The organism is Sulfuricurvum sp. (assembly GCF_028681615.1).
Taxonomy (GTDB): Bacteria; Campylobacterota; Campylobacteria; order Campylobacterales; family Sulfurimonadaceae; genus Sulfuricurvum.
Genome location: NZ_JAQUHV010000012.1, coordinates 1 through 25,791 on the forward strand (window position 1 = coordinate 1; position 25,791 = coordinate 25,791).

Sequence of the window (25,791 nt, forward strand, 5' to 3'; positions counted from 1 at the left end):
TTCATTTTAGTGCAGAAGTTGGAAAACGTAAGGGGTCATGGAAAGGTGGAACTATCGGGCATAGTATAGAAATGCTCGATGATGAAAGCGTACAAGAGTGTTTCATTCGGTATTGTCAAAAAGAAAATTTAACATTCATTGGACATGAATCAATTAGTAAAGAAGATATTATCAAATGATGTTTGAAGCGCAGCTCCTTGAAGCTATGAAAAATATACAGAAACAACTTGATTCCGCCCTCAATGAAATATCCGAATTAAAAGGGCTGTTTCATAGCGATTATGTAACGGTTGCGGAAGTGGCCGTTATGAAAGGGGTAAGTGAAGAAGCAATCCGAAAGAAGATCCGGAACGGAGATATCGATCCGAAATTTGATATCCGAAAAACAGGGAGAACGACATATATCAAACGTACAGCAATAGAGAAGATCACAGTTCGTAAAAGCGCTTAATAAAATACACTCTACATGTAGTGATGTATTTTACAGAGTCCTTTGAAAACTTATTGTCAAACTGAGCTTTTTATGGAGTGCATAGTAGCTTCGGCACACCAAGTCAAGTACTTCTATATGCTGTACGTATAGAACTTACTTGATGCCTATGCACTACCCAAAGAGCTTTTTATGATGTAGTGGTATGCCATTAGAGGATGTCTGCGCCACTTCATCACCGAGAGTTCAATAAAAGGAATTAATATGCAGCAGTATATTGGGACAAAAATTATTAATGCAAAACCTATGAATCGGTTGGAATACAATCAGTTTCGTGGGTGGGAGTTGCCCGCTGATGAAAATGGGGCTGATGAGGTGTTTTTGGTTGAGTATGTCGATGGAGGGCAAGCAAATACCTCTGAATTTGCTGGGTATATTTCATGGTCTCCCTCTGAAGTGTTTGAAAATGCTTATAAATCTTCGGGGAATTTGTCTATAGGCGATGCTATTGTATATCTTGGAAAAGGGTATACAGTCACACGTAAAATATGGAAAGAGCAAAATTTATACCTTCGTCAGATTGAAATCGATGGCGTTACATCTATAGTACTTATTGCTAAGGATGATAATCATATGCAAGTATTTCATGCCCAACATCATGATTTAATTGCTAATGATTATGTAATTAATTTTTAAATATTTCCCACTAATTGTGGGAAATATAGCTTTTTATAAAGTGCAATATTATGGGATCACTCATGGGAGTGGGTTGCACTGTACGAAGAGTTTAATTTAATAAAGGGGGTACATTGATGGCATTGGATACAATTCCTCGCCCACAAAGCACCGGCAAGAATGGAGGCGACATGAGCGCATACAAGTATTGCCGATCTCGTGATGGCTTTGTCCATCTCGATGTTATCGTGGATGGTAAACGGTTCCGTAGAAGTACGGGTCGGCCTGATACCCCCGCGAATTTAAAATATGTTGATAAAAACTGGCAGTCCGAAGTTGATCGGATTTTGAAAAAAGGCCAAGCAGAAGTGATCGAAGAGGGTGAAATAACTGTTGAAAAATACGGGTATAAATCCCTTCACGCAAATCGTATCGACCGTAAAGATACAACCAATACCGATTATAGGCAGGGGTTTGAAAAACACATCATTCCTATTTTCGGAAATATACCGATATCCAAGGTCAAACAATCCGATCTTAAAGCATGGCAAACCTACCTCAAGGAAGAAAAGAAACTATCCGGGAAGAGGATACATGCTATCAGTACTGTTTTTCAAGGAATTATGCGGGATGCAGTGAATGATGAGCTGATTACTAAGAGCCCTTTTTATGGAATGAAAGGGGTTTCAAGAGCTGCTATGAAAGAGATTACCCCATTTACTTTTGACGAAGTACGGTATATTTTATCGAATGCAGAGGGATGGTTCAAAAATTGGCTTGCGGTAGCATTTTTTACAGGGATGCGTACCGGGGAGATCAATGCATTAAGCTGGGAAGATATCAGCATTCATTCCGGAAAAATAATAGTCCGAAAAACAATGACTCGCGGTGTTATGAGTACAACTAAAACCGGAACAATACGAGAGATAGATATGCTTCCGCCAGTATTGGAAGCATTGAAAGAGCAGTTTAAAATCACCGGTTTAAAAGGTGAAAGTGTATTTTACAGTAGATGGACTCAAGAAGCCTTTACAAATACAAGTACACTCGGAAGATATCATTTTAAGCCGTTGTTAAAACGGTTATTACTTGGTGATCGTAACATCTACCAAACACGACATACCTTTGCAACGATGATGATCAGCAAGGGTGAGGATATTACTTGGGTCAGTAAGATGCTGGGGCATTCAAACCCTGCTATCACGCTGAGTGTTTATACCAAGTATCGGGAGGATCAGTCGGTCAAGAGAGCGTCATTTCTTGATCAGGTGGACGTTTTTAAATCTGCTGATAAGTCACGTGAGTGTCACGTATCTGTCACGCAGAGTGATTCTGATAAATTATTAAAGATATCTTAAAGTACAAAGTGCCATAAATACGGGGCTACAAAGCTTTTTAAAAAGGTGTTTTTTTCTGCACCTCAGAAGCAATGATCCTTGAGGGTATCTAACTATTCATATTCAATTAACAAATATTTACCCAACTATGACTACAATGCCATCATTCTTTACAGACAGGTTTCTCAATGAATAAAATTCTCTCACTCTTGAGCTCCATGAAAACCATGGCGGTTCTTATGCTCATTTTTGCCGTATCGATCGGCTATGCTACCTTTATTGAAAACGATTACGGCACGATGACTGCGAAAGCGGATGTTTACAATGCCCGTTGGTTTGAAGCTCTATTAGGTCTTTTAGCCCTTAACCTCGTTTTGAATATTATTAATTTTAACATGGCTCGAAAAGCTAAACTCTTAGTGTTTACGTTTCATGCCTCGTTCTTGATCATCTTAGTCGGTGCAGCGGTAACGCGTTATGTCGGGTATGAGGGGACAATGCATATCCGTGAAGGGGAACAGAGCGATGTTTTGGTCAGTTCTGAACCATACGTGACATTCAATGTTACCAAAGGGGATAAAACGTATCCGTTTAAAGAACAGTTGTACCTTTCCAAACGCAGTTCTAATCATTTTGAACGTGTATTGGATGCGGGCGGCGAAAAGATCAAGGTTAATCTGAATAACTATATGGGGGATGCCAGTTATGAAGCGGTAGCCGATCCTAAGGGTGAGCCGATTTTCAAACTGATGGTTACCGGTGCAGGCGGTGCACAGCAGGTATCGCTTAAACGCGGTGAATTTATTGAAGCGAACGATGTCGTAATCGATTTTGATTCGAATAAAACATTCGAAAAACCGGTTGTCGCACTGAGTGTTGAAGGAGATAAAGCCTATATCGATACTCCGAATTCTCTAAACACGCTCAGCATGGATACGCAGCAAAACTCGAGTTTGGCTTCAGGCAAACATGAAATGACGAAGCGTACCCTTTTCCAAACGGCGCAAAGTGGATTCGTATTGCGTGATTTCTTCTCGAAAGCATCAATGCAGCTGGTTTCAAAACCTACCAAAGGAAAAGGTCCTATGATGCAGCAAGGTGCACAGGACGCTTTGACATTGAGTTTTATGATCGGAGATAAAAAAGCGACGGCTGTCGTCATGGGGACACCGGGTGATGTGGGCGATCCTGAACGTGTAACGTTGGGTGATACCGTGATTGATACATCATACGGATCGATCGAACGTAAACTCCCTGTAGCAATCAAACTGCGCGACTTTCAGCTTGAGCGCTATCCAGGCTCCATGTCACCTGCATCGTATGCGAGTGAAGTGACGGTTATTGATCCGATCAAACAATCCAAATTCGATTTCCGTATCTATATGAACCATATTCTCGATTATGAAGGGTACCGTTTCTTCCAATCGTCATTCGATCAGGATGAGCTCGGTACGGTCCTTTCCGTCAATCATGATCCGGGGACTTTGATCACCTATATCGGTTATTTATTGCTTGCTATCGGATTGTTTGGGGTATTGATTGTCAGAAACGGCCGTTTCAACGCACTCAGTGAGAAACTCAAAAAAATGGATTCACAAAAAATCGTTGCATCATTGGCATTAGCGGTGATGGCGCTTTCAACAACAAACGCGGTAGCGGCGGATGAGAATAATCCGGTCGTTCAAACGGCAAAAGCGTTTGATAAAGCGCATGCGGACAAATTCGGTCATTTGATTATCCAAGATGCCGGCGGTCGTATGAAACCGATCGATACCCTTTCTCATGAGATTTTGGCCAAACTCAATCGTAATGACACGTTTATGGGATTGACGTCCAATCAAGTCGTTTTGGGGATGATACTTCGTCCTGATGCATGGCGTGAAATTGCTATGATCCGTACGGGAGACAAGGAAGTCAATAAACTGATCGGACTCCCTGCGGATGCAAAAACAGCGGCTTTCTCACAATTCTTTGACGTACCGGATCAAATCAGCGGGTATAAATTAGCCGCTTTGGTGGATGAAGCCAACCGTAAAGCACCTGGGAAACGGGATAAATTTGACAAAGCATTAATGCAGGTCGACGAACGGGTCAATGTCGCATACATGGTGTATACCGGATCATTGATGCGCATGTGGCCGGTACCGAATGATAAAAATCATAAATGGGATGCTACGATCGAGGCATTGCAAAGCATGCCGCCGAAAGAGTCGGAAGTTATCCGATTGTTGGCAATCGGCTATTTCAGCGCCATCGATGAAGCGACAAAAAGCGGTGACTGGTCCAAAGCGGATGACGCGCTCTCTCGAATCGATAAGTATCAACGCTTCGTAGGTGCAAGTGTTTATCCGAACGACGCTAAAGTGAAAATCGAGATTTTCTATAACCATGCGAATATTTTTGAACAATTGTGGCCGCTCTATTTTATTGTCGGATTTATACTTTTGATCTTATCGTTTATCAAAATTCTCAAACCCGGGTTCAGTGCAGAATGGCTTCGCAAGATTTCGTTCGGTTTCTTGATCGGGTTCTTTTTAGCCCATACTGCCGGATTGATTATGCGTTGGTATATCGCGGGTCATGCTCCGTGGTCAAACGGATATGAATCGATGATCTATATCGGGTGGGCGAGTGTGTTGGCCGGATTCATCTTCTCTCGCAAATCGTTAATGACGATGGCGGCTACGTCTATCATGACGGGGCTTATCCTCTTCGTCGCTCATCTCAACTGGATGGATCCGCAGGTGACCAATCTGGTACCGGTACTCCAATCGTACTGGCTGGCTATTCACGTTGCCATGATTACGGCGAGTTACGGATTCTTGGGTCTTGGAGCGTTGTTGGGGATGATTACCCTCATCCTCTTTATTCTCAAAAAACCGCATAATGAAGATCGTTTGAATCTTGCGATCAAAGAACTTAACGCGATCAATGAGATGAGTTTGATTTTTGGTTTGGTACTCTTGACCGTCGGTAACTTCCTCGGAGGGGTCTGGGCGAATGAGAGCTGGGGCCGTTATTGGGGATGGGACCCGAAAGAGACTTGGGCCTTGGTAACGATTCTGGTCTATGCCGTCGTGATCCATATCCGATTTATCAAAGGTCTTTATACCGACTATGCGTACAGTGTTATCTCCCTGTTGGCATTTACCTCGGTATTGATGACCTATTTCGGGGTCAACTATTATCTCGCCGGTATGCACTCGTATGCCAAAGGCGATCCGGTTCCGGTACCTGATTTCGTTCCGTGGACATATGCGGTCATTGCCATCGTAATCGCGATGGCGTATCCGAAGCGAGCGACTAAATAGAATGACGGAAGCGTTAAAAGAACTTTTTAACGCCTATAAAAATCTCCCTGTCGGGGTGATTTTTTTTAAACAAAAACGGCTCTTCTTTGTCAATGACCATCTCCGAAATATCTTATTGCTCCAAAATTTAGAGAGTGAAGAAGTCATCCATATCATTGGGGATATGATGGGGCTTGAAAATACTTCTCATGAATCTCTTTGCGATTTTTTATCCACTACAGACTATTTTCTATATCATGACCGACTTTTACAAATTGATCGGCAGCATTTTGACACAATCGATATTTTTGTGATTGTCCGTATCAATGATCAATCGATCAAAATGGTGGATGAGACACGTTCGTTGCGTCAAATGCGTCAGACAAGTGTTCTAACACCATCTAATTTACTGCATGATGAACATGAATTATTGACCAAAGCATTTGGAAATTGGGAAAAAATCAATCTCCCTTCCACCGTTTTATATCAAGGTATTCCAATCAAATCAGATTGTACTATCGTCCATGCTCACGAAGGTGAAATAGCAATAAAAGTAGAGAAAAAGCAGCTTTCTGCAGCGCAAATCGGTGTGCGATGGCTGATTGGAAAAAGACGTGATAAAATGGTTTCGGGTGAGGTTACAAAATATGATTTGGCCCAATCCGTAGTATGGCTAAACAATCTTCAAATCGTCGACAGCGGATTTCATCTTCGTCAAGTGATACGATACGGGGTATCTCCGGAAGATCAAATGCTATTCTCCATCAACGGTAAAAGATACGTTTCGGCATTACATGATATTTCGGAAAAAGGGACATCGATTGAAACGGATAATGGGGCACTTTTGGTCGCATTGTCATCGGTTAAAGGGAAAACACTCGATGCAGAATTGATTCTATCGGGTATGAAAATAGCCGTAAAAGTGGTTTGGCTGTATACGATTGCATTAGAATCGGGAACACAAATGAAAGTGGCATTCAGTATCGGATATGATTTGCATAACGGCAGTTTACTGCGGGAATGGCTGAATGCAAAACAGCTGAGGCTCATTAAAGAAGTACGTACGTTCGTCCAAATGATTCCGCCTTCGGAAGAGACGAAACCGGCAGATTGGATTATTTAAACCACTTGTTCACTCAAAAGAATGTCTGTTTGAAGATGATTCTTAGAATATTGTTCATATTTTGATCTTTTTGAAATCAATCTGTGTCATAAATTGGTATACAATGAATTGAGTTAAACTCTCTGAGAATGAGAATGTATGAAAAATGCATTTGATAATGATATTGATTTACCCATTTTTATGATTTAGGAAGAGCGCTATGGCAAGTATGGACAATGTATGTGACATCATTATTTTTGGCGGGCACGGGGATCTTTCATTCCGAAAATTGATTCCGGCATTGTACCATCTGAGCAATGACGGTTATCTATCACACGAGAGCCGGATCGTTATCGTAACGCGGCAGCATTTGAGCGATGAAGAGCATGAAGTATTGGTACGCACCAAATTGGAGGAGTTTTTAGGGGAGGGGGCATTTGTAGAATCCAAGTTTCAACGTTTCCTGTCGCAGCTCTATATGGCGACGGTCGATTTTGATAACGAAGAGAGCTACACGGGGCTTAAGTCCCTCCTCGATCTTTATCCTGAGCGGGAGCGGGTCAATTATCTCTCTACTGCCCCCGATTTTTTTGCAACGATCTGCAAAATGCTCAAGACGCGGAATCTCATCTCACCACAAAGCCGTGTCGTACTTGAAAAACCGATCGGAAGAGACTTGGTCTCTTCACGGGCAATCAATGTCGAAGTGTTGAAATACTTTGAGGAGAGACAGATTTACCGTATCGATCACTATCTGGGTAAAGATACGGTTCAAAATATCATGGCTCTGCGCTTTTCGAACCGATTTTTTATGCCGTTGTGGGATGCGAACAACATCGATCACGTACAGATCACCGTCTCCGAGAGTGTCGGGGTTGAGGGGCGATGGGGATACTATGATGAATACGGTGCGATGCGTGATATGATCCAAAATCACCTGATGCAGCTGCTGTGCCTGATTGCGATGGAACCGCCGTGTTCGTTGGAAGCGGACAGCGTGCGTGATGAGAAGGTGAAAGTGCTTCGCTCTTTGCGTCCGATGAGTCCTGCGGATATTGAGAAAAAAACAGTCCGTGCGCAGTACACACCGGGATCGATTGACGGTAAGCCCGTACCGGGCTATCGGGAAGGGACGGGAATGGCTGAGAGTACGACCGAAACGTTTGCTGCCGTTCGTGTCGATATCGATAACTGGCGATGGAACGGAGTCCCGTTTTATCTCCGGAGCGGGAAACGGATGTCCAAGCGAAATTCGGAAATCGTGATTCAGTTTAAGACGATTCCGTACTCCATATTTGCTAACAAAGGGAGCTGCATTTCTCAAAACAAGCTGGTGATCTCGCTTCAGCCCAAAGAGAGTATCCAGCTAAAGCTTATGAATAAAATTCCGGGATTGAGCGATCAAATGCGGCTTCAACAGGTTGAATTGGAGTTGAACTCACCGATTAACGAAGCACGAAAACCCGAAGCCTATGAGCGGCTTCTCCTCGATGTCATCCGCTCCAATCCGACTCTTTTCATGCGGCTGGATGAAGTGGAAGCGGCGTGGAAGTGGGCCGACGTGATACTGCAAGGGTGGGCAGATAATGTTGTTCCGATGAAAAAATATCCGGCAGGTTCCGATGGGCCGAGTGCGTCGATTCAGCTGGTAGTGCAAGACGGGGTAAACTGGAATGGTGAATAGACATCTCTTTACTCATTCGGATGAACTGCTCAGTGCCTTGTGCACAGCGATTGTTGCTAATTTGGAAGAGACGATCTCGAAAAAAGGAAGTGCGGTGCTGCTCGTATCCGGAGGAAGCACTCCAAAACCTTTGTTCAAACGTCTCAGCGAAACGCCTATTGCATGGGAAAACGTCCGTATCGGTTTGTGTGATGAGCGGTGGGTGAGTCCTGAACACATCGACAGCAATGAAAAATCGGTGCGGGAACTGTTGTTGAGAGCGTATGCTTCAAAAGCCCGGTTTATAGGGTTGTATTGTAGCGGTATGAGTGCGGATGAAGCACAGGATGTATGCTCAAAGAGGGTAAAAAGCGAGTTATGGTCTATCGACGTGTGCGTTTTAGGGATGGGGGATGATGGACATACGGCATCGTTGTTTCCGCATAATCCCAAACTTTTGGAAGGATTGGAGGAGAAGAATGAAAATCTCTGTATCGCAATCACACCCGAAACGGCTCCTCATCCGAGAATGAGTTTAACGTTTTCAGCTATTATAAGTGCTGAAAATCTCTATCTTCACTTCGAAGGGGAGAAAAAACGTTTGGTTTTTAATGAGGCGCTGCACGGAGACGATACGGAAGCGATGCCGATCCGTGCATTTTTGCATCAAGAGATTAAGGATATAGAGGTCTATTATGCATGAAGTTATCCGAAACGTCACCGACCGAATCATTGAACGCTCCGCACCCACGCGAGCTCTTTATCTTGAACGAATAAGAGCTGCATCCGTCCACGGAGTCAATCGTCAGCGTTTGGGGTGCAGTAATCTCGCCCATGCGATGGCACCGATGAATGAGAGAGAAAAAAACGCACTTTCCCATATGACACAACCTAATATCGGGATTGTTACGGCATACAACGATATGCTCTCCGCGCATGAGCCGTACAAACTCTATCCGGCGTTGATCAAACGGACACTGATGGATTTGGGTGCTACCGCACAGGTAGCAGGAGGAGTTCCTGCAATGTGTGATGGAGTTACGCAGTCGCAACCGGGAATGGAACTGAGTCTTTTCAGCCGCGATAATATTGCGATGGGGACTGCGATAGCCCTTTCGCATAACGTCTATGACGGAGCATTGTATCTGGGGATATGCGATAAAATCGTTCCCGGATTATTGATCGGAGCATTGGCGTTCGGTCATCTTCCCGCACTGTTTGTTCCGGCCGGTCCGATGCCCTCTGGGATCAGCAATGCCGAAAAAGCGAAAATCCGTCAAGGATATGCCATAGGGGCAGTGAGTGAAGATGCACTGCTCAAAGCCGAAGCGGCGTCGTACCACAGCAGCGGGACGTGTACGTTTTACGGTACTGCCAACTCCAATCAGATGTTGCTTGAGATGATGGGCCTTCAGCTCCCGAATGGCTCTTTTGTCAACACTAATACCCCTTTGCGCGAAGCGCTCACCCAAGAAGCGGCTAGAACGCTCCTTACCCTCATTGAGGGGCGCGGCGAGTACAAACCGATCGGGGGACTGATCGATGAACGGAGTTTTGTCAACGCGATCGTCGGGCTGATGGCGACGGGCGGCTCTACCAATCACACCATCCATTTGATCGCTATGGCCAAAGCGGCGGGAATATGGCTGAATTGGGACGATTTTGATGCGATCTCAAAAGTGACGCCGCTGTTGTGCCGTATGTATCCCAACGGCCAAGCCGACGTGAACCATTTTCGCGATGCCGGGGGGATGAGTGTCGTTATTTCGCAGCTTTTGGAGGGGGGACTCGTCCATTCGGATGTGGAAACGGTAGTCGGCAGAGGGCTTGAACGCTATATCGTGGAACCCTCTATTTCAAACGGTGCCTTCGGATTTATGTCGGGGGCACGTTTGTCACGTAATAAGGAAGTCATTTCATCGGTTGCAGAGCCTTTTAGCGATGAAGGGGGCTTGAAACTCCTGTGCGGCAATCTCGGACGCAGTATCATCAAAACCTCTGCACTCAAACCCGCGGGATATCTGATCGAAGCCGATGCGATTGTATTTGAGTCTCAAGAAGAGCTGCAAAGTGCGTTCAAACGCGGAGAACTGGAACGCGACTTTATCGCTGTGGTCCGTTTTCAGGGGCCAAAAGCGAACGGTATGCCTGAACTTCACGGCTTGATGCCTCCGTTGGGACTGTTGCAGGATCGCGGATTCCATGTGGCTGTTGTGACCGACGGCCGGATGTCGGGGGCTTCGGGAAAAGTCCCTTCGGCCATCCACCTTACGCCCGAAGCGGCGAAGGGGGGAATTTTGGCCAAAGTGATGAACGGTGATCGGATGCGGCTCGATGTCGAAAACGGCACATTGGAGTTGTTGGTTTCCGCAGAAGAACTGGAATCACGAACCTTGCTTCATCCTGATCTAAGCGGCAACCGTCACGGCTTCGGACGTGAATTGTTCAGTACGATCCGCGCTTCGGTTTCGAGCGCGGAAGAGGGCGGATCGATATTTGATACCGTCGGAAAGGAGAGAGGATGAATCCCCGTGACATTATGGGAATTTCCCCGATCGTTCCCGTCATCGCACTGGAGAGGGCGGAAGATGCATTGCCTCTGGCGGATGCATTGATGGAAGGGGGGATATTTATCATGGAAATTACCCTCCGTACCGATGCGGGGCTCGCAGCGATTGCAGCGATTGCAGCCGAGCGTCCGCAGATGCATGTCGGTGCGGGAACCGTGTTGAACCGTGCATCGTTCACCCAAGCGGTGGAGCATGGGGCGCAGTTCGTTTTTAGCCCCGGTATCAGCGAAGAGCTGATGCAGAGCTCCCGAGAGCTGAATACTCCGTTTATCCCCGGTGTCGCTACCGCTTCGGAGGTAATGATGGCGTATAACGGAGGCTTCGAGCAATGTAAACTTTTTCCTGCCACGATTGCAGGGGGAATAGAGGCGCTTAAAGCGTTTGCGGGACCGTTTGGTTCCATGCAGTTTTGTCCGACGGGCGGAGTGAATGGTGAGAATTTTACCGATTTTTTAAAGCTCGGTAATGTACTATGTGTGGGAGGAAGCTGGATTGTTCCTAAAGATGCCATAGCGCACAAGGATTTTCAAGCAATCACCCGACTGTGCAAAGAGGCATTTGAGCGGTTAAGCTAAGACGCAGTAGAAAACGGAGAAACAGACAATAGATGAATGACGATGCAACCTACGCTTCATTAGAGAAGCATTTCCATACGATCGAGAAAATCATATTATCTCGCCAAGATCCGATCACGGGATTATTGCCGGCGAGTACCGCGGTCAATGCCCACGGCGATTATACCGATGCGTGGGTGAGGGATAATGTCTACAGCATCCTTAGCGTATGGGGGCTGGCTGTCTCGTATCGTAAATACTATCCGGAACATTGTCGCAGTTATGTCTTGAGTCAGAGTGTCGTTAAACTGATGCGCGGACTCCTTATGGCGATGATGCGCCAATCCCACCACGTCGAAGCGTTCAAATACTCACTCAATCCGATCGATGCACTGCATGCGAAGTACGGCACCCATACCGGGTTGCCAGTGGTCGGAAATGATGAGTGGGGGCATTTACAGCTCGATGCGACGTCGCTCTATGTGCTGATGATGGCGCAGATGATTGCGTCGGGATTGGAGCTTATCTATACGATCGATGAGGTAAATTTCGTCCAAAATCTTGTCCATTACATCAGCCGTACCTATTGTACCCCCGATTACGGAATCTGGGAAAGAGGGAATAAAATCAATCACGGTGCAGCTGAGATCAACTGCAGCTCGGTCGGTATGGCAAAAGCGGCTCTCGAAGCGATTGACGGATTTAATCTTTTCGGTTCGGTAGAGAGTCAAGCCGGGGTTATCCATGTGGTATCGAGTGACATTGCCCGGTCTCGTTTTACTTTACAGGGGCTTCTTCCCCGTGAATCGAATTCGAAAGAGACCGACGCGGCATTGTTGAGTATCATCGGATATCCGGGGTATGCGGTTGAGGATGAAAAACTGGTTCAGCTGACGCGGGAGAAAATCATCAAAAAACTCTGTGGCCGCTACGGCTGCAAACGATTTTTGCTCGATGGTCACCAAAGCGCTATCGAAGATGTTTCCCGACTCCACTACGAGCCTACAGAGCTGCGTGAATTTGAGCATATCGAATCGGAATGGCCTCTGTTTTTCACCTATTTGCTTCTCGATGCGCTGATGCGTGAAAATTATGGTGAGGCGAGAGAGTGGCGTGAACGGCTTGCACCATTGTTTGTCGAACACGATGGAGAAATGCTTTTGCCGGAGCTTTACATCGTCCCGAAAGAGCTGATTGCCGATGAAAAATTGAGACCCGGTTCTCAGATACGCTATGCCAATGAAAATGTCCCGTTGGTCTGGGCGCAGAGTTTGTATATCCTTTCCGATATGATTTTCGACGGTGTTCTGCAACCGAGTGATATCGATCCGCTTCGCCGTCATAAACGGATAGGGCATAAACGCACAATCCATCCGATGGTGGCGATACTGGCTGAAAACGCTTCGATTAAAGAAAAACTATCTCATTCTGGAATCCAAAGCGAAACGCTCGATGAATTAAGACCGCTTCGTATTATGCATGCATCGCTCCTCTCAGAGGTACATACTCTTCTGGGAAAAAATGAGAAACTCGGCTTAAGCGGCCGCCCTTTTGCGGTCATGCGGGTGATTGCAACGTCGCGGATTCATGCAATTGAGGATGAAGAGGTCGTTTTCCTCCCGTATTATTTCAATCCGCAAGGCTTTTATTTTAGTTACGATAACAAACTGCTGGTAGAACATTTTCGCTCCACCTTGAAATTTCTCTCCAGACACTGGGATCAGCCCGGACAGCCTATCGTCGTCTTTTTGGTACGCGAAGATATGTTTGCGGAGAGTGAAAAAGAGGTCGTAGTTGAACTTTTACACCATTTGCAGAGCGGAAAGTATGATTCACTAATGATCCAAACCGGGACAATGAGAGAATTATTGCAGCACACGGATAAAGAACGGATAAACCATTTGGACGGTTTCAATCCTAAAGAGATTGAGTTGAATGCCCTCAAAAAAGAGATTTGCTCTGCGGATAAGAATCTAAACCGTTATCATCCTCTAACGGCACAGGAGCTTCAGGATTTGGAGATGTTGAACGACGAAGCATTGATTGCGGTTGTAGTGGACAGTGTAAATCCACAGCTCAAAGCCAATGCCGTCAAACTGTTATGGAGATCGAGAGGATCGGATTTTACCGTTCAGAGCGAGGGAGAAGAGGTTACACTCTTTAAGATTGCCGAGCGCTTATACGAGTCATCAGCGATCTGTCACGATTGGGCTGTGGTTCGTCGCATGGCCGATTTGATCGGAACGTATGATGATCGTATTGAAGATGCGCTGCTCGATATTGTCATCCGTCAAAAACGTCTCGCCGTCGGCCGTGCCTACAATGAAAATGCAACGTTTTCGAAACCGCATGAGAGTACGGGCATTATTAAAATCATTGCCGAATTTTGCGGTAACAACCCAGCCGAGAGGGTTTTAACGCAAGAAATCCTTTTGCATCTGGGGCATCTTATCCGGAGTGAGCCGGAGCTGTTTACCAACATGATCACGTTGCGTACCTGGTATTTCGTACAGCTGCTTGTCGGACAGATTACACGCGAATACAGAGTCTCTATGGGGGATGCATATGAGCTTTTGATCTCGTTGGCACCGCATGATATTTACGATCGCCTCCGAAGAATATTGAATGCCTTTACAATCGAAGTGAACCAGCTGATCGATCAGGAAAACCTTCAAGCCTCGGGTGCGGTGAGTTTGGACACACTCGGAGAGATCAGCATTGATACACACGGGCAGGATGTAGAGGATTGGGGTCACTGGCGCGAACAGATGGGGCTGATCGGTAAGCTGACTCCGAAGTTTTACAAGAACATCTGGCATTTGTTACAGCAATGCAACGGTCTCGTCATCGGGGATAAATACAGCATCCAAAGCCGCATCGGTGCCGAGCTCACACTCGATTCGACCGCAGGCGAACACAATTTTGCTCTGTGTGTCGATACCCTGCTGCAAAGTATCCATGCACCCGATTACCGTCAGCTTAATCTGGAAGCGATCGAAAGCCTCTCGAGAATTTTGCATGAGAGCCCGGAACTCAGAGTTGAAAACGATTTAATCCTGGACGTTTTGATCGGACATGCAGTTCGAATTACATGGGAGAAGGATCACGGATCGGAAAATTATGATGATCAGCGTGCAGAGGCTTGGCATGCGTTTTACAAACTTTCCCCTAGAGAAACCGACAAAGCCTTTATCGAAGCATTTGTCTATTTGCTCACGCCCGATCATTCGCACGTCAACAATAGCTAAGGGGGATACATGATACTCGCAGGTGACATCGGCGGAACCAAAACGAATCTGGCGCTGTTTGAAATGGTAGAAGGCACGCCGCGGATACAGGTTCGTCAGCAGTATGAGAGTCGCGCTTTTTCGAGTCTGAGTGATGTGATCACCGCATTTAAAGCGGATATAAAGGAGTGGACGGTCGATGCCGCGTGTTTCGGGATTGCAGGGCCGATAATCGCCGGAAACTGTAAAACGACGAATCTGCCGTGGGAGATCACGACAGCCGATCTGCAAACACAGCTTCAGACCGATAAAGTCCGTCTCCTCAACGATCTCGAAGCGACGGCATACGGGATGCTCTATCTCAGGGATGAAGAGTTTGTCACGCTGAACACGGGAGAAAGTGTCAATGCCAACCGTGCCGTAATTGCCGCAGGTACGGGTCTTGGGGAAGCAATGCTGTTTTGGGACGGAGCAGGGTACTACCCCGTCGGATCAGAGGGTGGACACACCGATTTTGCCCCTATGAACGAGCAACACGATGATTTGCTGCGATGGCTGCGAGTGCGTTATCTGAGTCATGTGAGCATTGAGCGGATTTTATCGGGTCCGGGGATTGCCGCCGTGTATTACTTTTTGCGGGAGAGCGGTTTCGCGCCGGAGCCCAAGGCGATGCTTGGCCTTTCCGAGGGGGAAGACCGCAGTGCGCTTATCAGCAGATGCGCATTGGAGGAGAACGATCCGTTGTGCGTTGAGACTTTGCGGCTGTTTGTCGAAATTTACGGTTCGGAAGCGGGAAATCTGGCTTTGAAAACGATGTCGCTTGGCGGAGTGTACATCGGTGGAGGGATCGCACCCAAAATATTGCCCGCTATCGTGAGCGGTACTTTTATGGAAGCGTTTGTGAAAAAAGGGCGCTTTGAAGCGCTTTTACGCAGTATGCCCGTCAAAATATCGCTGAACGCCGAAACGGCACTGCTCGGAGCCGCCCATTTCGCAGCGGACAGGCTTTAAGAGGGGTTGCTTTACACTGTTAGAAATGAAATATTTAGAGTATGCTATAATTTTGTATATTTAAAAAGGAGTGGAAATGGCATATCTTATAAGAGATGGAAAGCTTGAAAAAGCTCAACCTATAACAAGTCTTACTCCTGAACAAAAAAAAGTTTTGAGAGTTAGCACTGCAAAACAGGCTTCTAAGCTAAAAGAACTTAAAGCTCAAAAAGAAGAGAAAAAAGCAAGTTGAGTAATATTGGAATAAATCCATTAAATATTCAAGATTTAAAATCGTTTTTTGATAAATTTGATTTTGAAAAAGACTCTGAACACATAAAACAATATATAGGTTTAGTTAAAGAGTTAGCTTTTTGTCAGCAAGTGATTATATATGAGGGCTATGATTTAATCAAAGAAGATTCTTTTGGATTTTTTGCATTAAAACAACTCATGATGACATTGACAATGTTCCCGGTATTCTCGTTGAGTTTCTATATCTAAAAACTGAATACAGATCAAAAATAGAAGAATTTTCAAATACAAAATACAGTTTTTTATTACTTGATTATGTAATCAATGTTGCCATAGATGTTCAAAAGTTAGTGGCTATAAATCATGTTTATTTAGTTCCCATCAGCGATAAAATGAGAACAATATATAATGAATACGGCTTTGTAAATATTCCGAGCTCTGGTAAGAATAAATATGAAGATTATATGGTATTTAACCTATTGGATGAAGACCCGACGTTGTTATAAACACTATCATTTATGGCAAGGAAATATCCTTACCGTTCACCCTGAGTTTGTCGAAGGGTTTATTTAAACCACCCTTTGACTTTTTCAAATGCCGATTCAAACAGGCTCTCATGAGGTTTTGATTCGATGCCGAAACTCTCTTGGAGTTTTTGGAGCAGCTCTTCCTGCTCGGCACTTAGACGGTTAGGGTAGGTGAGGTGGATTTGAGCGATCAAATCCCCTTTGCCGCGTCCGTGAACGTCCGCTATCCCCTCACCGCGGAAACGGTACTGTTGTCCGTCTTTGGTTCCCGTTTCGAGTTCGAGTGTTACTTCACCGTTGAGTGACGGGATCGTAATGTCTTCGCCGAGTACCGCTTGGGTAAAGAAGACCGGAACTTCGAGATAGATGTCGTTCCCGTTACGGATAAAGTGGCTGTCTTCTTCTACTTCAAACGTGACATACAGATCGCCTCTTACACCGCTTTTACCGGTATTTCCGCGCCCCGATACGCGAAGTCGGTTACCCGTATCGATACCCGCAGGGACTTTGATCGTGACGCTCTCTTTTGATTCCGTGTAGCTTTTGCCCTTACAATCGCCGCATTTCTCACTTGCCATCGTCCCTTCGCCGTGACACGCAGGGCAGGTTTGTGAGAAGGTCATAAACCCTTGGCGTACATACACCTGTCCTTTGCCGCCGCATTGGCTACAGGTGGTGACTTTACCGTCTTTGGCTCCGGTTCCTTTACAGGTTTTACACGATGTTTTGGTGGTAAATGTCACCTCTTTTTCGCACCCGAAAACCGCTTCTTTGAAGCTGACGCGCATTTCGACACCCATATCGAGCGGGAATTTATCGGACGGTGCACGTGATTGTCTGCGACCGCCGCCGCCGAAACCGTTGAACATCTCTTCGAAAATACTGCCCAAATCGTCAAACCCGCCGCTGCTTCTGCGACCGCCGCCCCCTTGAAGACCTTCTTTACCGTAACGGTCATAGATTGAGCGTTGTTGATCGTCGCTGAGGACTTGATACGCTTCATTACAGAGTTTGAACTTATGTTCCGCCGTCGGATCGCCCGGATTGCGGTCGGGATGGTAGAGTTTCGCCATTTTACGGTAGGCTTTTTTGATTTCGTCACCGTTGGCGCTTTTACTAACCTCTAAAATCTCATAATAGCTCATTTCTTCCACGCATAGACTCCAAAAACATATTTTTCGCGCAATTATACCATGTCAAAAAGAGTGTTAGCTTAATTGAGTCATAAAGACTAAACTATTTTTGGAACAACCTTTGCTACAATACGTCCATGAAACGTTCCCTAGAGAAATTTAACCGCCTTGTTGATGCCCTGCAGCAACTCCCGACGATCGGACAGAAATCGGCAACCCGTCTGGCGTATCATATGGTGATGCACGACAGTTTCGGTGCGCTCAAACTCGCCCATGCGATCGAAAATGCGATTACAAGCCTCAAAAAATGCCGATCGTGCGGCGGGCTGAGTGAAGACGAGTTATGCTCCATTTGCAGTGACGAACGCCGAAATCATGAAATCCTCTGTATCGTCGAAAACGCCAAAGATATTTTGACCTTTGAGGAAAACGCCCTGTTCGACGGACGCTATTTTGTCCTCGATTCCCTCGAAGAACTCGATCTCGCTCACTTGCGCGGTGTCGTGCAAAGCGGGATAAAAGAGATCATTTTTGCGCTGACCCCCTCTATCGCCAATCAAGGGGTCATGCTCTATATCGAAGACAAACTGAGCACGTGCGATGTCCGTTTCAGCCGTATCGCTCAGGGGGTTCCGACGGGGGTGAGTTTGGAGAATGTCGATATCCTCTCATTGACGAAGGCGATGGAAGATCGGGTCAGTATTTAACTCCCCATATATTTTTTCGTTCTGCTCGTCGCCTCTGCGGTGCGGGGATCATCCGGCCAATAGTGCTTCGGATAGCGCCCCTTGAGCTCTTTTTTGACATCTACGTACGAACCGTTCCAAAATCCGACTAAATCCCGCGTGACCTGTATCGGACGGCGTGCCGGAGAGAGCAGATGCACCAGAAGCGGAATTTTTCCCTCCATGACGCTCGGATGCTCGCTCAGCCCGAAAACCTCCTGAATCCGTACCGCCAGTATAACCGCTTCGGGATCGGAATAATCGAGTGCGATAGTGCTTCCGGTAGGGGCGGTGAAATGGGTGGGCAGTAGTGTGTCCAATCGCTTCGTCTGCTCCCACGAAAGCTGTGATGATAGGATCGCGTAGAGATCGAGGGATTCGCAGTCGCGGAATGAACTTTGGGTAGTGATATGAGGCAATAGCCACATTTCGAGTGATGCTAAGAGTGCTTCGTCGCTGAAATCCCCGAAGGAATTCTCCGCTGAGTGATGGTGCAGGGCTTGGAGACGATGGCGCAGCGAGAGTGCGGACGGCGACCAGACCAGAGCTTCTAAGCCGTGGGTGTGTATCGCTTCCAATAGTCTTTTCCTGACCTTGGCAGGATCGGGATTTTGCAGCGGGCGCGATTCGATGATGATGGCTCCGATGCGGCGTATCTCTCTGGCTTCGACCCGTTTTGACTCGTTGTTCCACACGATCGCTTCTTCGTTCTCAAAGAGTTCGGGCGTATGCGTTTCCAATAGATCGATATCCAAAGGTGCACACCGATAGATGCGTGCCATCGTCGAATTTCCGTCGCTCTCGGTGACCACGAGCCACTCTTCGCCGCTCAGATCATCTTCATGCGGTAAAATCGCCTCTTTACCGTTGCTGAGGAGGTATTTTTCATCTTTGGCCGTACGCAGGCGGGCGATTCGGTCGGGATAGGTGAGGGCGAGCAGGAGGGCGATCATGGGGGAGGCAAAATCGCTCGATAAGCGAAGCGATATCTTGAGCCGACTTGATAGTTCCCGTGCGGTTTTGAGGATCGTTTCGGCACTCTCTCTGAACTCGTGAGGGATCCCTTTGCCGTTCAGATAATCCGATAAAGCCCAAAAACGTTCTCGCATATCGGCGGACCGGCTGATACTTCGCGAAAAGAGATCGCGTTCGCCCAGCAGTGAGGCAAGGAGGATCGCTTCGCTCTCACATCCCAAAGTTCGTCCGATAAGGATCATATGGGCCAAACGGGGATGTATCCCTAGCCCCATCATCGCTTTGCCGTGCGGGGTAATAGAGCCTTTGGTATCGGTAGCGCCCAAACTGTGAAGCAATGCGGCGCCGTGTTCGATTGCTTTTGCAGGAGGAGGCGTAATCCATGAGAGATCCGTGTCACCCCATGCACTCAGTTCCAAGGAAAGCGGCGTCAGGTCGCAAAGCCGAATTTCGGGTTCTTTGTGGGGGATGAGTGCATGGTGGCTAGCCGCCGTCCACAGGCGGTAGCATTTCCCCGCACTCAGCCTCCCCGCTCGGCCGGCACGCTGATCCGCCGAGGCACGTGAGATTTTCTGGGTAATGAGACGTTCCATTCCGCTGAGGGGATCAAACATGAGCACTTTTTCGAGGCCTGAATCGACGACGATGGTGATTCCCTCGATGGTGAGACTCGTTTCGGCGATGTTGGTTGCGAGGACGATTTTGCGGCTCTCAGATGGCGCTATGGCACGTTCTTGGGCCTCTTTGGAGAGTTCGCCGTACAGCGGAGAAATAGTGATCTGCATATTGCGGCAATGCTCTTTTAATGCCGCTTCTAACATTCTGATTTCGCGTGTTCCGGGTAAAAAGACGAGGATGTTGCCTCTCTCGTTTGCGATAATGTCCGGTAGAAGAGCCATCAATGCAGGGACGATCTTTTTCGCCTCAACCGGAGGAGAATTCGGCGGCAAGTGCTCTATGGTAATCGGATAACTGCGCCCTTCGCTGGTAAGCAGCGGAGGATGGTTCAGCAACGATTGCAGAGCATCGGTATCGAGTGTCGCCGACATCACAACGATTTTCAGATCCTCGCGTAAAAACTCCTGAGTCTGGAGGGCAAAAGCGAGAGAAAGATCACTCTGCAGGTGGCGCTCATGGAACTCATCGAAGAGAATGAGGGCGACGTTTTCGAGGGAAGGATCGCGTTGGAGCATTCGGGTTAAAATCCCCTCGGTAACGACGAGGATTTTGGTCTGTTTACTGCTCTTTTTGTCGGCTCGGATGTGGTATCCGACCCGCATCCCGACCTTTTCGCCTAAGAGCTGTGCCATCCGTGCGGCGGAACTTCGTGCGGCAATACGGCGCGGTTCGAGCATGATGATCTGTTTACCCTCCAGCCACGGCTCATCCATGAGAGCGAGGGGGACGACGGTTGTTTTTCCCGCACCGGGTGGGGCTTGGAGGATGAGGCGGTTGTTGCATTTGAGGAGCGATTTGAGCTCCTCAATGACGTCGTGAATCGGGAGTGTAGCCATTAAAAGGGGAGTTTAAACCGTCGCGCTTCGACACCGTGAATGACGTAGTAGAGTTCATAATAATGGTTGACTATGGTTTCGAACTGCTCCAAACTCGGTCGGGTCGTAGCAAACAGCAATCGGTCGTTCGGTTGCAGAAGCGTATCTGCTTTCGGTAAAAGGATAAACTCTCCACTCGGACGTTCAAGCCCTAAAATGACGATTTCCAAATCTTTATCATCGCGGTAGGGGTTATTGATTAATTGGCCCAGCCTTACCGGAAACTCGCGTAAATAGCGGCTTAATGCATACATATGGAGTTCATCGATCTCCATTTCAATCAGAGCCGGACGTTTGTTGACCCTGCTGGTGATAAGCATCAGAGTATCGACAAAGACCTCTTGATTCTGTTCCGCAATCGCATCGATAAATTTGAATGTCATCGGACGGTCGATGTAGTTGTATCCGTCCAGCGCGGCGATTTGATCGAGGATAAAGATTTTATCGACTTTGAGATTGCTAAAGAGGCTCCGTTCTTCGAGCTCATTTTCACGGACGATGGCAAAAATCTTAGGGTTCAGAGCCCGTGCGGTTGCAATGATAGAGAGGTTGATCGCATCGTCATTGGTTCCGGCGATGATACAGGCGGAGTCCATAATCCCAGCCTGAATGAAAAAATCCTGATCCGAGGAAACTTTTTCATTCGTCTCTTTGTTGATATCGAGATAGGTGTATTCGATATGATTATTGTCCAGCGTTTTTTGGAGGGTTTTCCCGAAACGCCCTTTACTGCACACGATGTACTTTCCGACGGGGAGAATATCGCTTTTGCTGACGTGGAGATTTCCCCCCTGTACCCAGCTGAGTAGATTAAACAAATAGGGGGAGAGGAAGGCAAAATCGATACGTCTGGCAATGATCGAAAACGCATCGATAACATGATCGACACCGATATTCGCTAAATTTTCGCCCCCTTGTTTAATCCCTGAACGGGCGATAATACGAAGTTTTTTATTCAAAATACGGGCACGAACCGAGATTTTGAGATTAAGCTGATCGTCATCGAAGAGGGTAACGAGAAATTTACAATGAGGAGATTCGATTCCCGAGGATTTCAGCACATCCGTCATGGATGCATCGGCAACAATCGCCGGGATAGAGGGGAGATACATTTCACTTTGCAGCGCTTCGATTTTCTCTATATTTTTGTCGATGACGATGATACGGTAGAGATTGTCTTTGTTGAGTCTGTCAATCAGCAATTTCCCTGCATCGGTATACCCGCAGACAATAATAAAGTCCTGTCCGATATGACGGACTTTGCGCCGAAACGTATTCATCTTTATCGCACTGGTAAAGGTTTTTTCCTGAAGCAATGCGATAATGGAACCCAACGCGTAAATCCAAGCCGGAACGGTTGCGTAAATAGTGAGAAAAACAACGATACGCTGGGCATAACTGAATGCGTAGGGGATTTCCCCGAATCCGATCGTCGTCGCCGTATAGGCAACCACATACATTGCATCAAAAAAACTGAGATGCGTAGGCTGCCCGTTATCGCCCGTTCCCGGAACGAGTGTGAGGAGGATAACAGGGATAGCATGGGCAAGATTGAGGACGATGAGGGGAACCCTCATCTTCCGTAAAAAAAGCCAAATGGTCGATTCGTTGCTCATTAATTGCCGTATCAGCGTTTAAGCAGCAGGGTTTCACCGACGAAGAGGGTGACGGAAATGACATTGGCAACCAATGCACCAACGGCTAGAGAAACGACAATGGTAAAGAGTTCAGGAGTCATTACGCTTGTCATGTTGACGATTCCCCAAAACGAGGCGGCCGTGATGAGCTGCAGATCGGCAACAAAGCTGGTAGCAAGGAGGACGGAACCGGTTTGGGTTTTGTCACCCAATTTCATGATCGTGGCAATAATATTGACGGTGATCGCCGCAACCAGCTCATATACGCTGTGATACGCTATAACGTCAAAATCACCATACACAAACCCGAAATTCAGGGTCAGGGCAAGGATGATAAAAAAACCGGAAATTACTTTTTCGGAATTCATAATACCTCTTTCTTTTTATTGTACATAATTTTTACTTTAACCCTTGCTGAGTGTAGACATTACGGGGATTCCATAAAATCCATCCGCAGCTTCCGAATGCCTCGCTGGCAGCGATTTGTTCACGGATCTCTTTTTCTCCGTAAATGCGTCGGTCAAATGCGTAATCCCGAAACGCCTGAAGCCATGGACGATAGGCTTTTGATGAAGTACATGACTTTTTGAGAGCCTGATCCAGTGATTGTTTGACGATTTGGTAGTTTGCCGCTACCGGATTCGGATACCCCGGGATTCCCATATGAAACCCGCTCGGATAGAGCATCGGGGAGAGATAATCGACATACGGTGCGAGAGCATCGACCCGTTGACCGATATCGATATCAGCGTCATTCCAGCTCACATAACCGAAAATATCGGCGGATAAAAAGACGTTATACGGAAGAAGAGTACGGCGTGCCTCTTCCAAAAATCCTGAAATGGCTTTGACCCGTTCCGCCTGAGTATTTTCAACAGCGAATTTTATCCCTTTGCGGTCAGGGAAACGGACGTAGTCGAATTGGATCTCGTCAAAGCCGGCCGCTGCCGCTTCTTCGGCAATGGAGAGGATGTATTTACGAGGCTCTTTACGGGATGCATCGATCCAATAAAGCCCCTCTTTGTCTTTGAAAAGCCCTCCCTCACTGGTGTGAACCCCGTATTGAGGATTGGCGGTGACGTATGGGGTGTCTTTAAACGAGACGATGCGGGCGATGACGTATACCCCTTCTTTGTGCAAATCGGCGACAAATTTTTTCATGTCTTTGAACAAGATAAGATCCTGTGCTCCGATTTTGTTTGCCATGGGATTGTCGGTTTTGAAAGCGACTTGTCCACGATCCATTTTTACATCGATAACAAAGGCATTGATCTCTGTCGTTTGGAGGAGATTTTTGGCATTGCCCATGATTTTAGAGCTTGTAGCTCCGAAACTGGAGAGATAAAGGGCTTTCGGGGTGAACGGGTTTAGATACATTTTACCGCCGCTTTTATAAAACTTGCGGTCGTATCCGATAGCACGTACCCCTATAATGCCTGTTGAAGGGACGATAAAAGAACCGTTACAGTCGGTACGGTACTCTTTGTTATCCGCGATAACGATAGCATCCGCAATCGGTTTGGATGTCGATTTGTCGTAAACTGTTCCGCTGACAAGCGCCCCCCATGATAATGTAAAAAAACCTACTAAAAGCGCCAATGCTTTCACTCATACTCTCCCAAAAATTCAATTGCCGTATCCTAGCAAAAAAAATGCCAGAAATGGGAGGTTTGAAGCGATAAAATGTTAATATATATTAATAACATACCAAAAAGGTACTTACCATATGTCATTTACGACTTTAGGGCTTAGCCCGCACCTCCTCGATACTCTTGAAGCAAAAGGGTACAGTGAGCCGACTCCGATTCAATCACAGGTTATTCCGCTCGTATTGCGCGGACGGGACATCCTCGGAGCCGCCCAAACCGGTACGGGTAAAACCGCCGCATTTGCCCTGCCGATCATCCATAAACTCATCAGTGCAGGCGGTGCCAAACAAGCCAGTGCCAGAGCGTTGATCATCGTTCCGACACGTGAGCTTGCATCGCAGGTAGCCGAAGCGATCCGCTCGTACGCAGAGGGGCTTGAACTCACTACTATCTCCCTGTACGGGGGAGCCAATATGGCACGTCAGGCAAAAGAGCTGGGAGAAGGGGTCGATATCATCGTCGCGACTCCGGGGCGACTGATCGAGCTGAACAAACAGGGGCATGTCCCGTTGTCCCGCATCGAGTATCTGGTGTTTGACGAAGCCGATACGATCTTCGATATGGGATTCATTCGTGAAGTGGGGCAGATCATCGATCTGCTCCCGCTTAAACGTCAAAATATGCTCTTTTCGGCAACCATGACGGGCGCGGTCAAACAGCTGAGCGAAAAGATTCTCAACAAACCTCTGTTGGTTGAGATCGATAACCTCAAAGCCGCCGATATGACACTGCGCCAAGTGGTCCATCCGGTCGAAAAAGAGCGTAAAAAAGAGCTGTTGTCGTACCTGATCGGTTCGAACAACTATCCGCAAGTCCTCGTATTTACCCGAACCAAAGCCGAAGCCGATGAAGTGAGTGCCGATCTCACCGCCAGCGGTCTGAAAAACGTTGTTATCCACGGCGATAAAAAACACGGAGCCAGAGATCGGGCACTCAACGAGTTTAGAGAAGGCAATACCCGTATCCTCGTCGCGACCGATATCGCCGCACGCGGGCTGGATATCGAGGGTCTGGACGTCGTTATTAACTACGACATCCCCCATGTCAGCACCGACTACCTCCATCGTATCGGACGTACGGGACGTGCGGGAAATGACGGATTGGCGATCACGCTTCTCTCATCCGCAGAGCATATCTCATGGTCAAAAATCATCACGATGCTCGGGAAAAATGTCGAGACGATCTTGGTTCCCGGATTCGAACCGCCCGCCGATAATGCGCTGGTAAAAACACGCGGTAAGAGTCTCACCAAAGAGGCCGAGAAAAAGGGCAAAACAGCAGGTGCATTCGGAAACAAACGGAAAAAAGAGCCGGTACAGTCAAAGTTTGTCACGAAACGGGGACTGCGTGTAGCACGTGACGACCTAGCCGGTAAAAGTAATTCCGGCAGAGACAGCGCCTTCGGCAACACCAAAAAACCTTCACCGAAAAAATCGGGCGGACGGGGGAGATAATAGATCGAGTAGATTATGTTACAATCACTCTATTTAAAATCAAAA

The 25,791-nt window shown here is 47.1% G+C and carries 20 protein-coding genes; 15 read left to right on the forward strand and 5 right to left on the reverse strand.

Annotated features, from left to right (window positions below):
• Window positions 1–175 precede the first annotated feature (175 nt).
• The 13 genes from PHE37_RS10355 (at window position 176) to PHE37_RS10415 (ending at window position 16,342) form a co-directional block, all read left to right on the forward strand.
• The gene (locus PHE37_RS10355; protein WP_299993542.1) at window positions 176–451 is read left to right on the forward strand and encodes a helix-turn-helix domain-containing protein; all 276 of its coding nucleotides are present in this window, start codon (window positions 176–178) and stop codon (window positions 449–451) included.
• A gap of 243 nt (window positions 452–694) precedes the next feature.
• Entirely contained in the window at window positions 695–1,126 is a 432-nt protein-coding gene (locus tag PHE37_RS10360; RefSeq protein WP_299993543.1) for an MW1434 family type I TA system toxin, read from the forward strand.
• Window positions 1,127–1,242: 116 nt separating this feature from the next.
• Window positions 1,243–2,463 (forward strand): tyrosine-type recombinase/integrase, encoded by a 1,221-nt coding sequence (locus tag PHE37_RS10365; protein WP_299993544.1) that lies wholly within the window; start codon window positions 1,243–1,245, stop codon window positions 2,461–2,463.
• A 167-nt stretch (window positions 2,464–2,630) separates the two neighbouring features.
• Complete coding sequence (ccsA, locus tag PHE37_RS10370) at window positions 2,631–5,753, forward strand: cytochrome c biogenesis protein CcsA (protein WP_299993545.1); 3,123 nt, start codon at window positions 2,631–2,633, stop codon at window positions 5,751–5,753.
• Between the two features lies 1 nt (window position 5,754).
• Window positions 5,755–6,855 (forward strand): hypothetical protein, encoded by a 1,101-nt coding sequence (locus PHE37_RS10375; protein WP_299993547.1) that lies wholly within the window; start codon window positions 5,755–5,757, stop codon window positions 6,853–6,855.
• A gap of 199 nt (window positions 6,856–7,054) precedes the next feature.
• The gene (gene zwf, locus PHE37_RS10380; RefSeq protein ID WP_300008574.1) at window positions 7,055–8,518 is read left to right on the forward strand and encodes a glucose-6-phosphate dehydrogenase; all 1,464 of its coding nucleotides are present in this window, start codon (window positions 7,055–7,057) and stop codon (window positions 8,516–8,518) included.
• Window positions 8,508–9,200 (forward strand): 6-phosphogluconolactonase, encoded by a 693-nt coding sequence (gene pgl, locus PHE37_RS10385; RefSeq protein ID WP_299993549.1) that lies wholly within the window; start codon window positions 8,508–8,510, stop codon window positions 9,198–9,200. The genes zwf and pgl overlap by 11 nt, the downstream gene beginning before the upstream one ends.
• A complete protein-coding gene (edd, locus tag PHE37_RS10390; RefSeq protein ID WP_299993550.1) occupies window positions 9,193–11,022 on the forward strand; it encodes a phosphogluconate dehydratase in 1,830 nt (609 codons plus the stop codon). The genes pgl and edd overlap by 8 nt, the downstream gene beginning before the upstream one ends.
• Complete coding sequence (eda, locus tag PHE37_RS10395; protein WP_299993551.1) at window positions 11,019–11,642, forward strand: bifunctional 4-hydroxy-2-oxoglutarate aldolase/2-dehydro-3-deoxy-phosphogluconate aldolase; 624 nt, start codon at window positions 11,019–11,021, stop codon at window positions 11,640–11,642. The genes edd and eda overlap by 4 nt, the downstream gene beginning before the upstream one ends.
• Window positions 11,643–11,674: 32 nt before the next feature.
• Complete coding sequence (locus PHE37_RS10400) at window positions 11,675–14,869, forward strand: glycoside hydrolase family 15 protein (protein WP_300008576.1); 3,195 nt, start codon at window positions 11,675–11,677, stop codon at window positions 14,867–14,869.
• Between the two features lie 9 nt (window positions 14,870–14,878).
• Window positions 14,879–15,859: a glucokinase gene (gene glk, locus PHE37_RS10405; protein ID WP_300008578.1), complete on the forward strand. Its 981-nt coding sequence runs from the start codon at window positions 14,879–14,881 to the stop codon at window positions 15,857–15,859.
• A 76-nt stretch (window positions 15,860–15,935) separates the two neighbouring features.
• Complete coding sequence (locus PHE37_RS10410) at window positions 15,936–16,091, forward strand: hypothetical protein (protein WP_299998064.1); 156 nt, start codon at window positions 15,936–15,938, stop codon at window positions 16,089–16,091.
• Window positions 16,088–16,342 (forward strand): hypothetical protein, encoded by a 255-nt coding sequence (locus PHE37_RS10415; RefSeq protein WP_299998066.1) that lies wholly within the window; start codon window positions 16,088–16,090, stop codon window positions 16,340–16,342. Before PHE37_RS10410 ends, PHE37_RS10415 begins: the two co-directional genes overlap by 4 nt.
• Window positions 16,343–16,658: 316 nt before the next feature.
• Here PHE37_RS10415 and dnaJ read toward each other — a convergent pair whose 3' ends face one another.
• Window positions 16,659–17,774 carry a molecular chaperone DnaJ gene (gene dnaJ, locus PHE37_RS10420; RefSeq protein WP_300008580.1) on the reverse strand — a complete coding sequence of 372 codons (1,116 nt, stop codon included), beginning with the start codon at window positions 17,772–17,774 and terminating at the stop codon, window positions 16,659–16,661.
• 116 nt (window positions 17,775–17,890) lie between these two features.
• On the opposite strand from dnaJ, the gene recR reads away from it, so the two are divergent.
• The gene (gene recR, locus PHE37_RS10425) at window positions 17,891–18,460 is read left to right on the forward strand and encodes a recombination mediator RecR (RefSeq protein ID WP_299997659.1); all 570 of its coding nucleotides are present in this window, start codon (window positions 17,891–17,893) and stop codon (window positions 18,458–18,460) included.
• Here recR and hrpB read toward each other — a convergent pair.
• The 4 genes from hrpB to PHE37_RS10445 are packed head-to-tail and all read right to left on the reverse strand — an operon-like array spanning window position 18,457 to window position 24,251.
• On the reverse strand, window positions 18,457–20,967 hold the full coding sequence (hrpB, locus tag PHE37_RS10430) for an ATP-dependent helicase HrpB (RefSeq protein ID WP_299997656.1): 2,511 nt from the start codon (window positions 20,965–20,967) through the stop codon (window positions 18,457–18,459). The two genes, recR and hrpB, sit on opposite strands and share 4 nt — an antisense overlap.
• Window positions 20,967–22,622 (reverse strand): TrkA family potassium uptake protein, encoded by a 1,656-nt coding sequence (locus PHE37_RS10435; RefSeq protein ID WP_299997653.1) that lies wholly within the window; start codon window positions 22,620–22,622, stop codon window positions 20,967–20,969. The genes hrpB and PHE37_RS10435 overlap by 1 nt, the downstream gene beginning before the upstream one ends.
• An 11-nt stretch (window positions 22,623–22,633) precedes the next feature.
• Window positions 22,634–23,011: a DUF6394 family protein gene (locus tag PHE37_RS10440; RefSeq protein ID WP_299997650.1), complete on the reverse strand. Its 378-nt coding sequence runs from the start codon at window positions 23,009–23,011 to the stop codon at window positions 22,634–22,636.
• Between the two features lie 31 nt (window positions 23,012–23,042).
• Window positions 23,043–24,251, reverse strand: a complete 1,209-nt coding sequence (locus tag PHE37_RS10445; RefSeq protein WP_300008582.1) for a putative glycoside hydrolase — start codon at window positions 24,249–24,251, stop codon at window positions 23,043–23,045.
• Between the two features lie 118 nt (window positions 24,252–24,369).
• Here PHE37_RS10445 and PHE37_RS10450 point away from each other — a divergent pair, with 118 nt between their 5' ends.
• Window positions 24,370–25,746 carry a DEAD/DEAH box helicase gene (locus PHE37_RS10450; RefSeq protein ID WP_299997894.1) on the forward strand — a complete coding sequence of 459 codons (1,377 nt, stop codon included), beginning with the start codon at window positions 24,370–24,372 and terminating at the stop codon, window positions 25,744–25,746.
• The last annotated feature ends 45 nt before the right edge of the window (window positions 25,747–25,791 follow it).